Source organism: Pseudomonas sp. B16(2017), from assembly GCF_002113205.1.
Taxonomy (GTDB): Bacteria; Pseudomonadota; Gammaproteobacteria; order Pseudomonadales; family Pseudomonadaceae; genus Aquipseudomonas; species Aquipseudomonas pharyngis.
The window spans coordinates 279,879-293,972 of sequence record NZ_NEKA01000004.1 but is presented as its reverse complement, the minus strand read 5'-3'; the positions used below and the strand labels follow the sequence as shown (position 1 = coordinate 293,972).

Here is a 14,094-nt window from a genome sequence, read left to right as displayed (position 1 = left end):
GAAGCCCGCCCACGGGCCCGTGATAACGGCATGGACGCTCGTAGTTTCAACTATCCGAGAGTCCTCCTATGTCCCTGCGTAATCTGAATATCGCGCCCCGTGCCTTCCTCGGTTTTGCCTTCATTGCCTTGTTGGTGATCGTGCTCGGCGTGTTCGCCGTCAATCGCATGTCGATCATCCGTCAGGCTTCCCTGGAGATGGACTCGACGCAGTTGCCAAGCGTCACCCAACTCGCGGTGGTGACGGAGAACGTGCTGCGCCTGCGGATTCTCTCGTTCCGCATTCTGGTCAACCGCGAACCGGCCGGTTTGCAGGAAGCCCAGACCCGCATCGGTGTGCTGGTGGACAAGGTGCGCGCTGCCCAGGCCAGTTACGCGGTACTGCCGGCCGGCCCGGAGGAGCGCGCGTTATATCAGGAGTTTTCGACGACTCTCGACAACTACGTGCAGGCGCAGAACCAGATGATGGAGCTGTCGCGCCAGGACAAGCTCGACGAGATGCGCGCCCTGATCAACACGAAGATCAAGGACGGCACCGACAAGATGGGCGAACAACTCAACAAGCTGATCGCAATCAACGCCGCCGACGCGAAGACCGCTTCCACTCAGGCGGGTGAGTATTACAACAGTGCCATTACCGGCATCATCGCCGTGTCTGTAATTGCCGCGTTGTTGACCGTATTGCTGGCCTGGCTGCTGACCCGCAGCATCGTCACCCCGCTGAACCGCGCCGTCGCTGCCGCGCAAACCATCGCTGGCGGCAACCTGACCAAATCCATCGAAATCGACGGCAAGGACGAACCGGCGCGCCTGCTTGAAGCGCTGGCGGCGATGCAGACCAACCTGCGCAAAACCATCGAACAGATCGCCGGCTCCGCCACGCAACTGGGCGCTGCTGCCGAAGAACTGAGCGCCGTGACCGAAGAAGCATCCCGTGGCTTGCAACAGCAGAACGACGAAATCGAACAGGCCGCCACCGCCGTCAACGAAATGACCGCTGCGGTGGAAGAGGTGGCACGCAACGCAGTATCGACCTCCGAAGCTTCGAACCAGTCGACCCACGCCGCCCGTGAAGGTCGCGATCAGGTGGTGAAAACCGTCGACGCGATCCAGACCATGACCCACGACGTGCAGAACACCGCGCAAATGATCGAAGGCCTGGCCGCTCAGGGCCGTGACATCGGCAAGGTGCTGGACGTGATCCGCGCCATCGCCGAACAGACCAACCTGCTGGCGCTCAACGCCGCCATCGAAGCGGCCCGTGCCGGTGAAGCCGGGCGCGGATTCGCGGTGGTAGCGGACGAAGTTCGCGCACTGGCCCATCGCACTGCGCAATCGACCCAGGAAATCGAAAAAATGGTCGCCGGCATCCAGAACGGAACCGGTGAAGCGGTCGAGTCGATGCAGCAAAGCAACCAGCGTACCCAGACCACCCTGGAAATGGCCCGCGCCGCCGGTGTTGCACTGGAGCAGATCACCCAATCGATTCACCAGATCAACGAGCGCAACCTGGTGATCGCCAGCGCCTCGGAAGAGCAGGCGCAGGTGTCCCGCGAGGTCGACCGCAATCTGGTCAACATCCGCGATCTGGCCACCCAATCGGCCGCCGGCGCCAACCAGACCAGCGCCGCGACCCACGAACTGTCGCGTCTGGCGGTGGATTTGAATGCGATGGTGGCGCGCTTTGTGATTTGACCTAGGGTGAAGGCTGGAGACCGCGCAATCAGGAGACGTACATGCGCTATTCAGCCTTGACCCAACGAATCGCCGGGGAGGGAGCAGCGGCCTGGCGGATTCACGACCGAGCGCTGGAGCTGCGCGCCGAAGGGATTGATGTGTTGCTGCTGTCCGTGGGTGATCCGGATTTCGATACGCCGCTGCCGATCATCCACGGCGCCATCGACAGCCTGCTGGCGGGCGATACCCATTATTCCGACGTGCGCGGCCGGCTGGAGCTGCGCAAGCAGATCGCCGAGCGCCATCGGCGCAACAGCGGCCAGGACGTCGATGCCGAGCATGTGATCGTGTTGCCCGGCGCGCAATGCGCGGTGTATTCGGTGGCGCAATGTCTGCTGGATCCGGGCGATGAAGTGATCGTCGCCGAACCGATGTACGTGACCTACGAAGGCGTGTTCGGTGCCTGCGGCGCAACCGTGGTGCCGGTGCCGGTTCGTCCGGAGAATGGTTTTCGCGTCGACCCGGCGGATGTCGCGGCGCGGATCACTCCCAGGACACGAGCCATTTTGCTCAACAGTCCCAACAATCCTTCCGGTGCGAGCCTGTCGCTGCTGATCTGGCAAGAGCTGGCAGCGCTGTGCATCCGTCATGACTTGTGGCTGATCAGCGATGAGGTCTACAGCGAATTGTTATACGAAGGCGAGCACGTCAGCCCGGCGAGCCTGCCGGGCATGGCCGAGCGCACGGCGACCATTAACAGCCTATCCAAATCCCATGCCATGACCGGGTGGCGGATCGGCTGGATGATCGGGCCGAAACCCTTGGCCGAGCATCTGGTGAATCTGTCGCTGAGCATGTTGTTCGGGTTGCCGGATTTTGTGCAGAAAGCGGCGCAGATAGCGCTGGAGAAAGATCTGCCGGAAGTGACGCAGATGCGCGAGGAATACCGCTTGCGTCGGGATCTGGTGTGCGAGCGGTTGCGTGGGTGTCCTGGGTTGTACCCGATCAAGCCGGATGGCGGGATGTTTGTAATGGTCGACGTGCGCCAGACCGGGCTCGGCGCGCAGGACTTTGCCGAGCGCCTGCTGGAGGGGTATGGGGTTTCGGTGCTGGCAGGGGAAGCGTTCGGGCCCAGTGCGGCGGGGCATATTCGCATCGGGCTGGTGGTGGATAGAGTGAAACTGGCGGATGCGTGTTCGCGGATTGCCTTTTGTGCTGCGCAGCTTCTGCAAGTGCGCAGTGCCTGAATTTTTTGCAACGACAGTACCGGCCCCTTCGACGGGCCGGTACAAGCGCTGAAAGCTTCAGCTCTGCCAAGCTGATGAGTTCACCAGATTCATCGGCTTCTTCCCAGCCAACGCCGCCAACAGATTCTCCACCGCACACCGCGCCATCGCCTCGCGCGTCTCATGGGTCGCCGAGCCCATGTGCGGTGTCGCCACCACGTTGTTCAGCTGCAACAACGGCGAGTCATGATTCAGCGGCTCACGCTCGAACACATCCAGCCCCGCCGCGCGAATCCGGTTATGGCGCAAGGTGTCGATCAGCGCCGCCTCGTCCACCACCTTGCCCCGGGAAATATTGATGAAGATGCTGTCCGGCCGCATCAACGCAAACTGTTCGGCGCCAATCAAACCTTCAGTCTGCGCTGTCAGCGGCAAGGTCAGGCAGATGAAATCCGCCTGCTGCAACAGATCCTCCAGACTGCGGTACTGCGCATCAAAGCGCGCCTCGACCGCCGGTTTACGCGACTGGCTGTGATAGATCACCGGCATCCCGAACCCGAAATGCCCACGCTGGGCCAGCGCCTCGCCGATTCGCCCCATACCGATGATGCCCAGGGTCTTGCCGTGCACATCGGTGCCGAAATGCGCCGGGCCGATGCTGCGGTGCCAGTGACCGCCGCGCACCATGTTCGCCAGTTCCACCACGCGCCGGGCGGTGGCCAGGATCAACGCGAAACCGGTGTCGGCAGTGGTTTCGGTGAGCACGTCCGGGGTATTGGTCAGCAGGATTTTGCGCCGGGTCAGGTAGTCGATGTCGTAGTTGTCGACGCCCACCGAGACGCTGGAAATCGCTTCCAGCTGCGGTGCCAGATCGAGCAGCGCCGCGTCCAGTTTCAGGCTCGCGCCGAGCAAGCCGTGGGCACCGGGCAGGGCGTCGCGCAGTTTCATCAGGCCGTCGGCGTCGAGGCTGTCGATCAGCGTCACATTGACCTGTTCCTCAAGGCGCGCCATCAGCGCCGGCGATAGTTTCTTGTACAACACAACCTGCTTTTTCATCGCAGTCATCTCTCTATCAATTCAGGAATGGGCCGGCTGCGGACGCGGTGCGACGCGCTTGGCCGTCACCCGGTCGCTGGCGCCGGGCTTGAGAAAAATCGTCAGCACCACCGAGAGCATCAGTGCGCCGCTCATCAACAAGTACGAAGCGCCGGGCGAACCGGTGGAGCTGTTCAGGTAGCCGACCAGATACGAGCCGCCGAACGAACCGAGGGCGCCCATGCTGTTGATCAGCGCCATCGCACCGCCGGCGACATTGGCCGGCAGGATCTCGGGGACGATGGCGAAGAACGGCCCGTAAGGCGCGTACATGCAGGCGCCAGCGATCACCAGCAGCGTGTACGACCACCAGAAATGCTCCGCGCCCAAGGCGTAGGAGCCGTAGAACGCCACCGAGGCAATCAGCAGCGGCGGCCAGACGAAGCGTTTGCGCTTTTGCAGCTTGTCCGAGCCCCAGGACACCAGCAGCATGCCGATCACCGCTGCCAGATACGGCAACGCCGACAGCCAGCCGGCCTCGATCATGTCCATCTGCGCGCCGGCCTTGAGGATCGACGGCAGCCACAACACGAAGCCGTAGACGCCAATGCTCCAGCAGAAAAATTGCAGCGCCAGAATGATCACCTTCGGCGAACGGAAGGCTTCGGCGTAGTTCTTCACCGCTTTGATCCCGACCTGTTCGGCCGCCAGCGCGCTTTCCAGATCGTGCTTTTCCTGGTCGTTGAGCCACTTGGCCTGGGCCGGACGATCATCGGCCAGCTTCCACCAGATAAAGGCCCAAAGGACTGCCGGCAGACCTTCGATGATGAACATCCAGCGCCAGCTGAAATGCTGCACCAGATAGCCCGAGACCACCGACATCCACAGCATGGTTACCGGGTTGCCGAGGATCAGGAAGGTGTTGGCCCGCGAGCGTTCGGCGCGGGTGAACCAGTGGCACAGGTACACCAGCATCGCCGGCATCACCGCCGCTTCGACCACGCCGAGCATGAAGCGGATGACGATCAGCCAATAGGCGTTGGAGACCACGCCGGTCAGCGTAGCGAGCCCGCCCCAGAGGATAAGGCTGACGAAAATCAGCTTCTTCACGCTGTGCTTTTGCGCGTAGATCGCGCCGGGCACCTGGAAGAAAAAGTAACCGAGAAAGAACAATGCGCCGAGCAGCGAGGACAGGCCCGGGGTGATCATCAGGTCGGCGGCCATCCCGGAGGCGGCGGCGAACCCGTAATTGGCCCGGTCCAGGTACGCCAGGCTGTAGGTGATGAACACGATCGGCATGATGTACCACCAGCGGCGGGTGGCGAGGGTTGCGGTTTTCATGGTCTTGCTCCTGAGCTTGTTGTTTTTGTCGCAGCAGGTTCAAAAAATGTTGTGTCTGTTATGCCCCCTTCGCGAGCAAGCTCGCTCCCACAATGTCCGTGGCGTACACAAGACCTGTGGGAGCGAGCTTGCTCGCGAAGGCGGCCTCGAATTCAGCGGTGAGTTCGGATCGGGTGGGCAGTCCCTCCATGTCGCCACGGCTCTGCACCGCACGGCTGCCAATCCAGTTGGCGCGTCTGACCGCCTCGGGAAAACTCTGGTGCTCCAGCAGGGCGCTGATCATCCCCACCGCAAATCCGTCCCCGGCACCCACCGTATCGACCACGGTCTGGACCGGCACGCCGGCGACAAACCCTTGATCCAGATGGGTGCGGTAATACGCACCCTGCGGCCCGAGTTTGATCGCCACGGCTTCGGCACCTTGATCGAGATAAAACGCCGCGATATCCGCCGGGTCTTCAAATCCGGTCAGCAAGCGACCTTCGCTCAACCCCGGCAGCACCCAGTGGGCGAGGGCGGCGAGACGGTTGATCTCGCTGATCATCTCCCGTTCGCTGGCCCACAGGCTCGGGCGCAGGTTCGGGTCGAACGACACACTGCGCCCGGCGTTGCGCATGCGGGTCATCAGCTCACGGGACATTTCCCGGGCCGATGCTGACAGCGCCGGCGGAATACCAGTGGCGTGCAGGTGCCGGGCGCTCAACAGCGTCGGGGTGATCGACTGCGGCGACAGATGACTGGCCGCCGAGCCGCGACGGAAGTACTCGACCGTCGGATCGCTGCCGTCATCGTTGCGCGACTTGAGCTGGAAACCGGTCGGATGAGCCTTGTCGACTTCGACATGGCTGCAATCCAGTCCCTCACGGGCCAGGGTTTCGACGACAAATCGTCCCAGCGAATCAGCACCGACCCGGCTCAGCCACGCGACCCTGAAGCCCAGCCGCGACAAGCCGATGGCGACGTTGCTGTCCGCCCCGGCAATCCGTTTGTGGAACTGCTCGACGGAGGCCAGATCACCGCTCTGTTCGGCGACAAACATGGCCATGGTTTCGCCGAACGACAGAATATCGATCTCAGACATGAGCAGGCTCCAGACGGGATTGGCCGAGGCGGGCGAGGGCGGCGACGTGTTCGGTGGTGAGCTGCATCAGGTCATCGCCCTGCAACGGGTATTCGGCAGCGCGCATGACCCCTTGGGCCATGTGCCGCAGCAGTTGTTCCCACAGATGCAGGTCGGTGGCGGCGGGCGGTACTGCCACCAGTTTGCCGTCGTCACGGCGGGCCACGGCTTTGCAATGCACGTAGCCGACGTGGCGGCCAAGCAGTCGTGCAGCGCTGGTGGCGGACTGGTCTTGCCACTGCCAGTTGCCGATGTCGAAGGTCATCTTGATCGGCAGGTTGTGTTGCTCGACGACAGCGAAGAAACGCTGGAACGGTTCGATCCGCCCGCCGTGCAGGGTCTGGTCGTTCTCTACCAGCAGTTGCACAGGGCTCTGCGCAAGAATTTGCGCGAGGGTCTGCAAATCGTTGTTGTCGGTGAAGAAGCCCAGGGAAACCTTCAGCCACTTCGAACCGAATGCTTCGGCATTTTGCAGCGCGGTGATCAGTTCGGGATTGGGCCGCGACTGACCGGCCAGCCACAGTTCGGTGGGTGAGGAGTAAATGCTCTGCAGGCCTTGAGCGTGTGTGGCGGCGGCGAGTTGATCGGGGACTTCGTTGGTCAGCAGTTCTTCGCGCCATTCGATGCGATTGGCGCCTGCAGCGGCCAGCACTTCGATGAACGAAGCCTGGCCACGACGACGAACGAGGTCAGCGCCGTAGCTGGACAGGCTGATGGAAACAGCGGGTTTATTCATTGTTATTTACCTCTGAAACCGGTTTCATTTTTGTTCAAAAAAAATCAGCCAAGGCTGTGTTGTTCTTTTTGGCCTCATCGCTGGCAAGCCAGCTCCCACAGATAGCAGGTCGCTCACAAATCTCGGGTACACCCCAATACCTGTGGGAGCGGGCTTGCCCGCGAAGAGGCCGTATTAGTCACTACAAAACCCACGGGTCGAACCGCGCTCAATAAGCACCGGCGCAAAATCCAGAGTTCGCGCCGCTTCATCATTCCCACGCAGGCGCGTGAGTAAACACTCAAACGCCCGCGCACCAATCTCTTCGGTCGGCTGGGCGAGGGCAGTAATCCCGCTGCCCACCAACGGATACCAATCCAGATCATCCAGGGCGATCAACCCGACATCCTCGAACAATCGGCAGCCAATCTCGCGCAGCGCCAGGGTGCAAGCCAGCGCCGCCACGCCATTGGCGCAGAACAGGGCTTTCGGGCCGTTATCAGGTGTGTTCAAAAAGGTTTGAAGATCGTTCACAAGGCTCGAGTCAGTTTCCAGTACCGCGCCACGCATGTCTTTGCGCTGGCCAATCTGCTGCTGAAAACTGCTGACCCGCTCGATCCGCGAACTGGTGCCGTCATAGGGTTCGGTCACCAGCAGTACATCGCGATAGCCACGTTGCTGAAGATGTTCGAGCGCCATCTCGATGGCTTGCGGGTTGTTCAGCCCGACCATGTCGCTTTCCAGCCCATCGACTTTGCGATCCACCAGTACCAGCGGCATTTCCCGCTTCAACTCATCCAGCTCATCCCGGTGATGGCCCAGGGTGTTCACGATCAGCCCTTCGATGTTGTACGAGCGCAACAGCGCCAGGTGCTGGCGTTCCTGTTCGTCATCGCGGTCGGTGTTGCACACCACCAGGCTGTAACCGTGTTGGCGGCAGGCGGTTTCCACTCCGTGCATCACGGCAATCGAATAAGGGTTGCGGATATCGGCCACCAGCATGCCGATCAAGCGCGTGCGGCCGCGTTTCAAACCACGGGCCATCTGATTGGGGCGATAGCCGAGTTCGGCAATCGCCTGCTCGATGCGCTGGGCAATGGCATCGGAGAGCAGGGCGCGATCATCGCCGATGAAGCGCGAGACGCTGGCCTTGGACACGCCAGCGTGTTCGGCAACGTCGAGCATGGTGACGCGGCTGCGCTGGGCGGCGGAGAAATCGTTCACGGTGATGGACCTTGTTTTTATGTCTGTGCAGCAACTGAAACAGAAGCTGAAACCGGTTTCAGTTGGCCTGAAAAATTACTCCCTCGTCAAGTTTGCTTGATGGGTGTTTTGGATTCGCAGTGAGGTTATTCCGACGGGTGGTCGTTTTACCTGTCAGATCTGACAGTAGGCAGCGGCAGGAAGTCGGCGCTTAATCAACCATAAGACGCGATTGAACGATTTGTGCATTGACAACACTTTCGCCAGAGAAAATACCCATGTCAAAGCCTGATCAGCAGATAACTGCCGCACCTCTAAAAATAGACGGTGTAAGTGATATCGATCCGGCGAAGATACCGTTCGAGGTTTTAATAAGCGGGACTGTCGGACGACTGCCAGCTTGGCCAAATTTTCCTGTGCAACCGGCTCCGGGCCAGCCAGCGGACTATTACATTTTGCATGTTTACTGGTTTCAAAATGGCAACGAGACAGAGATTTTTACCGAGACCTATACGTACCTTGACTATAAACCCGAGTTTACATTTTCAATAACACCAGAGCATATGAGCGTTGATGGCTCTGCACTTCTTTATTACATTCTGGAGGGGCGTAACGGTAATGAGGATCCTTCGCCAAAGCGTTCCCTGATCATCGACCACACATTGGTACCGTCGCTTCATGGGCCGGAATTTCCTGATGCAAACATTCATGGTGAGTTGAACTGTTATTCCTTGACGCCTGTCTCGCAAAAAATTCGAGTAAAGATACTACCTGAGTCGGTATTTGCCGATCAGGATGAGTTTGAGCTTGATTGGCAAGGTTTTGCATCTATAACCGGCGTACCACCCGCACTCACGCCGATTCATAAGTTTAAAAAAACGATCACCGGAAGCGATCCTGCTAATGGATTTATTGTCGATATTGCGTTTGATCCCTATGTTAAACCAATGGTAAGTGGTCATTCCGGAGCAGCCCAGTACACGATATGTCGAAATGGAGTTCCAGTTTATAGGTCTCGCAGAAGTGTAGTAAAAATTGAACGGATGATTGCAGGTGAACCTATTCCATGCGGGGGGTTTCCTTGAGTTTTTCACTATAGAAAATTGATGTATCTGAAGAAGTTGTGCCCTGGGCTACAGCAATTTAAGTTTCCCATTGTGCAGTTCTGGGTTTGTTGCTGAACGTCTTGGATTGTCTGTCTTACATGGAGAAACCAAAATGAATGTTAAAGCCACAACAACTGGCGGTCAGACGCTGACGTCGGTTGAACTCGCCAAACAGTCGCGTTTTGCATTGCGTACTGCCAGTTCAAATCTCGGAGCAAGGCTACCCGATCCCCCGATTGTAGGGTTGCTGGCGCGTAGACTGGTCCCGAAGACAATCCTGGATTCAGGAACCTTGCAAGTACAATTTCTAACGAACACGATTCAGGATCCGCAGGACGGTGATGAGTGGGAGTTGTGGCAGAGAAAGGGCACTACCGGAACAGAAACAATGGTCGACAATGACACTCTGGGCAATGTCGCGGGTCGTCCTGCGGAAGTTCTTATTGACATCCCTACGGCAGCACTTCTGGATGATGATATGGTGCGGTCTTCGACAGCCTGGCAGTTTCAGCTAAGGCAATTCAAAGGGACCGATGGCAATGAAGATAAATCCAATTGGCTGATTGCAGAAGTTGATAGGAATCCACCCGAAGTTGATAAGGTGTCCGGTACGAAATTTCAACCGGAAAGAGCGATTTATCAAAACCTCCCGAGCAAAACAATTGACGAGGATTGGCTGGCGAATAATTTGACTTTAAAACTTCAGGTCAGTCGAATCTATGAGTTCTATAGTGACGATGACACGATCGATGTTTACTATGGTGAAAACTATGGCACAGGTGGCACGTTGCTCCTGAGTCAAGCATTGATTGCGGATATAGTCGATATTCCATCAAGCGAACTGCCAAAAGTGGATGGGTTCAATTACCTCTGGTACACATTGAAAGACTTGACGGGGAATGTAAGCGAGCCATCTATTGCGAACGATTTTACGGTTTCTCGCATTCCACCTCCCACGCTTCACGATTGCGAATTCCCGCAGGGTATCTCACCGGATCCGATTGATCTGAATGATTTGCAGGGAACGGTTTATCTGAACGTCCGTCGCCCGGACAATGCACGAAATACTGATCGTATTTCTCCGACTGTATCCAATGGCTCTCTCTCAATCGGCTTGGGTACTTTACCGCTGAATAATGCCAATCTATTGCAATTCCAGATATCACTCAGCAGATTACTGGCACTTTGGAATAACGCCACAGCACCCGTACCGATCACGGGCAGATATAATTTCCTTCGCGGAATAGAGCCGGCAGTGCCTTCCGTCGACGTCAATTCTGTACTCAATCTCCTGTACCCTGGCCCGGTAAATCCGGGTTTTCCGGATATCAAAAATCCAAAGATGGTCAAAGTTGAGGTTAGGGGTGCCTCAGACAAGCTGAACCATATCACCTCGAGTGATCGACTTGCGGATGTGACAATCAGTACGCCGATGAAGGAAGTAGCCGATCCCTGGGTGCCGGTAACGGGGGACGTTGCGCGACTCTGGATCAATGGCGCTGAAGTTTTCGATCTGGATTTGACACCGACGACGACGCTCTTGACCCATACGATGACACCTGCTGAATTTGATGCCGTGATTGGAGCGCCTGGTAAAAAATATGCCTACTGGACGATTGAGAATCCTGCGCTCAGCTCGGCTGTCATGGAGTCATCAGAGACTGAAGTCCAGGTAGATCTGGCAACAGTCGATCTGCCAGAGCCTAGAGTTCGGCTCTTTAATGGTTTCGTCTCCTGCAGATATTTGACGCGGCCAGATTTTGAATTGCCGGTTACTGTAGATATCGATACCACGCTCATGCCGGAGGGTACCATCGTTACGGTTTATTCACAGGGGTATGAAGACGCACTGGGCACCAAGCCAGTTAAAGATACCGATTTTAAGGATACTTACACGGTTACAGGTAGTGAGAATCCATCGGAGTTTGTGTTGAATGTAAAACCTTATTTGACCAGGTTGAAGCCTATTCAACCTCCGAACGGTTCCGGGTTGCCCAACGGTTATATCAAAGTCTGGTATTCGATATTGATCGCCGGTCACCCAAATCCTTCAGAAGAGTTTTTCAATGAGGTTTCCTTGCTGAACGGTGATTTCAAATACTGTGACGAGGTTAACCCATAACGAAATAAAATCGCCTGTCGGGAACCAGGTTTTCCGACAGGCTCCTTTCATTCAGCCCGGAAAATTTTCCGCAGGTATTCACAGACTTCTCCTACAGACCATCACGAAGTGGACCTGTAGGCTAACGCCGCCGTGGGTGAAGGATCTTTACCCGTTCAAATAGCATCGTCGTTCCTTCGGGAGGACTGAATTTGGGTACTTTTACTATGTGGCAAATCACACATGTGGCTTCCAGCGTAAGGACGGCAATCTGGCTGACGAGCTCATCATTCTGTTTCTCATTGTTAGCCAGCGGTTCTGCTACTGCCGGGGGGCTCGTTGGTGGCCCGCCTCACACCGTCAACAACGGTGACAATGAGGAATCATGGCAGCTCTCACAGAATGCAACGTTGAATATCAATCAAGCCCGGACGTTTGATATTAGCGCCCAGCAATCTCAAGTGAATGCCACCGGTGCACGGACTCAGCAGATTTCCGCAGGCGCAGGTTCGGATGTGCGTCTGGCAGGGACTACGGTGAGCGGCGGTAATGCACGTGCCGGGCTTGAACTCCTCAACAGTACCGCGACCATTTCGGGCAACAGTATTATTTCGAGCAATCGTCTCGGGTTGCAGGCAGCCCGCAACACCAGTACCTCGACCGGGTCAAGTGCGACTGTCAGCGATAGCATCATTACTGGCGTAACGGGCGGCGCACGCGCGACGGCATTCAGCAATCTCACTTTTTCCAACTCCTCGATCACAGGTACTGGCGCTGCCAGTTCTGGTGTGAGCCTTCTGAGCGGGACTGCATCTGCCAGCAACAACACGCAAATTTCGGGTGGACAGAACGGTGTAACACTGGGGCTTGAAGGGGCCGGACTCCCGGCGAGCCAATTGCATCTGGATCGTTCGAGCGTGGAGGGCCAGAGCGGATCGGCCATCGTCGTTGACTACGCGGACCTCTCCGCGCCTGCTTCATCGATCGATGTTTCAAACGGTTCGACACTGAAGGGGGGTAATGGAACTGTTCTTGAGGTCAGGCGCGCCGGCAATGTCAGCATGAACGTTGACCGAAGTGACCTGACGGGTAACGTACTGGTATCAGATAGCAGTGTGGCCGCATTGAGTTTTTCTCAGGGATCGCTGACCGGTGATGTGAAAGCGGATACCGGAGCGACTGCCTCGGTGGCTCTTGCGCAAGGTTCGCAATTGACCGGCGCCATGGCGGGGGTGGCGTCGTCCACCATTGATTCCTCATCGCGCTGGAACATGACGGACAATAGTCAGGTCGGAAACCTGATTCTGAACGGTGGCACGGTCAAGATCGGCACCGATAGCGCTTTTCATCAATTGGACGTGCAGAACCTCTCCGGTAACGGCGTGTTTGAAATGAATGTCAATTTCGCGACGAACCAGGCCGACACCCTGAACGTCACGGGTACAGCCACTGGCAATCATCAACTGCTGGTAAACAGTTCCGGAGCAGAGCCGGCCAGCGGACAACCCGTGCAATTGGTACGCACTGCACAAGGAGACGCCAGTTTCTCCCTGGCGAATGTCAATGGCGAAGTCGATCGCGGTGCGTTTGTCTACGGATTGAAACAGAGCGACAGTGGTCACGACTGGTTTCTCGACCCGACTGCCCGAAATGTCAGCCCATCCACGCGAGCGGTAACAGCGCTGTTCAACACCGCCATTACGGTGTTGGATGGGGAGGCGATGTCACTCCGCAGTCGCATGGGAGAGGTCCGATTCAACCAGGATAAGTCCGGTGCCTGGGGCAGAGTTTATGGCAGCAAGATCAACGTCTCCGACGCCTTTGGTGATGGGTACCAGCAGAGCCAGCAAGGCTTCACACTGGGCGCCGATGCGCCTTTACGCCTGGGTGCCGGGCAGTGGCTGCTCGGAGTGATGGCCGGGCGCAGTACCTCGAATCTGGACTTGCATCGAGGAACCAGTGGCACGATCACTAGCAGTTACATAGGTTCGTACCTGACCTTCATCGATGAAACGAGTGGTTACTATGTCGATAGCGTTGTAAAGCTCAACCACTTCCAGAACGAGGCTAAAGTCGGCATGACCGATGGCTCGCGGTCAAAGGGCGATTATGACAACAACGGTATCAGTGGATCGGTCGAAGCCGGCCGTCATATAAAGCTTGATCGTGGATACTTCTTGGAGCCCTTTATTCTGGGTTCTGCTGCTGTAATCAAGGGCAAGGATTACGGTCTGGATAATGGCTTGAGCGTTAAGGGTGACCGTACCCGCTCATTGCGCGGCAAAGTGGGTGTTACGGCTGGACGCGATGTGAAACTGATTAACGGCGCAACCGTGCAGCCCTATGTTCGCTTGGCGCTTGCTCACGAGTTCTCCAAAAACAATGAGGTCAAGGTCAACAACAATGTGTTCAATAACGACCTTTCCGGGTCTCGTGGCGAGTTGGGGGGCGGTGTAGCGTACAATTTGTCGGAGCGCTGGCAGGCGCATGTAGAACTCGAATACATGAGTGGTAAAAATATAGAGATGCCTTTGGGAGGAACCGTGGGGGTTCAATACAAATGGTAGAGCA

At 57.3% G+C, this 14,094-nt stretch carries 10 protein-coding genes; 5 read left to right on the top strand and 5 right to left on the bottom strand.

Annotation, left to right across the window (positions count from 1 at the left end; genetic code table 11):
* The first annotated feature begins 68 nt into the window (after positions 1 to 68).
* Together CAG25_RS08870 and CAG25_RS08865 are read left to right on the top strand one after the other, a co-directional pair.
* Positions 69 to 1,694 carry a methyl-accepting chemotaxis protein gene (locus CAG25_RS08870; protein ID WP_085610401.1) on the top strand — a complete coding sequence of 542 codons (1,626 nt, stop codon included), beginning with the start codon at positions 69 to 71 and terminating at the stop codon, positions 1,692 to 1,694.
* Between the two features lie 41 nt (positions 1,695 to 1,735).
* Entirely contained in the window at positions 1,736 to 2,923 is a 1,188-nt protein-coding gene (locus CAG25_RS08865; RefSeq protein WP_085610400.1) for a pyridoxal phosphate-dependent aminotransferase, read from the top strand.
* A gap of 57 nt (positions 2,924 to 2,980) precedes the next feature.
* Here the strand turns inward: CAG25_RS08865 and CAG25_RS08860 are convergent, their stop codons facing one another.
* The 5 genes from CAG25_RS08860 to CAG25_RS08840 all read right to left on the bottom strand — a co-directional run bounded on the left by CAG25_RS08860 (position 2,981) and on the right by CAG25_RS08840 (position 8,337).
* The gene (locus tag CAG25_RS08860; protein ID WP_085610681.1) at positions 2,981 to 3,958 is read right to left on the bottom strand and encodes a D-glycerate dehydrogenase; all 978 of its coding nucleotides are present in this window, start codon (positions 3,956 to 3,958) and stop codon (positions 2,981 to 2,983) included.
* A gap of 21 nt (positions 3,959 to 3,979) precedes the next feature.
* Entirely contained in the window at positions 3,980 to 5,278 is a 1,299-nt protein-coding gene (locus CAG25_RS08855; RefSeq protein WP_085610399.1) for an MFS transporter, read from the bottom strand.
* Positions 5,279 to 5,336: 58 nt separating this feature from the next.
* The gene (locus CAG25_RS08850) at positions 5,337 to 6,359 is read right to left on the bottom strand and encodes a sugar kinase (RefSeq protein WP_085610398.1); all 1,023 of its coding nucleotides are present in this window, start codon (positions 6,357 to 6,359) and stop codon (positions 5,337 to 5,339) included.
* A complete protein-coding gene (locus CAG25_RS08845) occupies positions 6,352 to 7,134 on the bottom strand; it encodes a sugar phosphate isomerase/epimerase (RefSeq protein ID WP_085610397.1) in 783 nt (260 codons plus the stop codon). Before CAG25_RS08845 ends, CAG25_RS08850 begins: the two co-directional genes overlap by 8 nt.
* A 174-nt stretch (positions 7,135 to 7,308) precedes the next feature.
* The gene (locus CAG25_RS08840; RefSeq protein WP_085610396.1) at positions 7,309 to 8,337 is read right to left on the bottom strand and encodes a LacI family DNA-binding transcriptional regulator; all 1,029 of its coding nucleotides are present in this window, start codon (positions 8,335 to 8,337) and stop codon (positions 7,309 to 7,311) included.
* Between the two features lie 257 nt (positions 8,338 to 8,594).
* Here CAG25_RS08840 and CAG25_RS28275 point away from each other — a divergent pair, with 257 nt between their 5' ends.
* The 3 genes from CAG25_RS28275 (at position 8,595) to CAG25_RS08830 (ending at position 14,090) form a co-directional block, all read left to right on the top strand.
* A complete protein-coding gene (locus CAG25_RS28275) occupies positions 8,595 to 9,401 on the top strand; it encodes a hypothetical protein (RefSeq protein WP_143492846.1) in 807 nt (268 codons plus the stop codon).
* A gap of 133 nt (positions 9,402 to 9,534) precedes the next feature.
* Positions 9,535 to 11,544, top strand: coding sequence for a hypothetical protein (locus CAG25_RS08835; RefSeq protein ID WP_085610395.1), 2,010 nt, complete (start codon positions 9,535 to 9,537; stop codon positions 11,542 to 11,544).
* A gap of 191 nt (positions 11,545 to 11,735) precedes the next feature.
* Entirely contained in the window at positions 11,736 to 14,090 is a 2,355-nt protein-coding gene (locus tag CAG25_RS08830) for an autotransporter outer membrane beta-barrel domain-containing protein (RefSeq protein ID WP_143492844.1), read from the top strand.
* The last annotated feature ends 4 nt before the right edge of the window (positions 14,091 to 14,094 follow it).

Coding starts and splice junctions, on each gene's coding strand:
- CAG25_RS08870 (WP_085610401.1), top strand. CDS start 69: ATGTCCCTGCGTAATCTGAATATCGCGCCCCGTGCCTTCCTCGGTTTT.
- CAG25_RS08865 (WP_085610400.1), top strand. CDS start 1,736: ATGCGCTATTCAGCCTTGACCCAACGAATCGCCGGGGAGGGAGCAGCG.
- CAG25_RS08860 (WP_085610681.1), bottom strand. CDS start 3,958: ATGAAAAAGCAGGTTGTGTTGTACAAGAAACTATCGCCGGCGCTGATG.
- CAG25_RS08855 (WP_085610399.1), bottom strand. CDS start 5,278: ATGAAAACCGCAACCCTCGCCACCCGCCGCTGGTGGTACATCATGCCG.
- CAG25_RS08850 (WP_085610398.1), bottom strand. CDS start 6,359: ATGTCTGAGATCGATATTCTGTCGTTCGGCGAAACCATGGCCATGTTT.
- CAG25_RS08845 (WP_085610397.1), bottom strand. CDS start 7,134: ATGAATAAACCCGCTGTTTCCATCAGCCTGTCCAGCTACGGCGCTGAC.
- CAG25_RS28275 (WP_143492846.1), top strand. CDS start 8,595: ATGTCAAAGCCTGATCAGCAGATAACTGCCGCACCTCTAAAAATAGAC.
- CAG25_RS08835 (WP_085610395.1), top strand. CDS start 9,535: ATGAATGTTAAAGCCACAACAACTGGCGGTCAGACGCTGACGTCGGTT.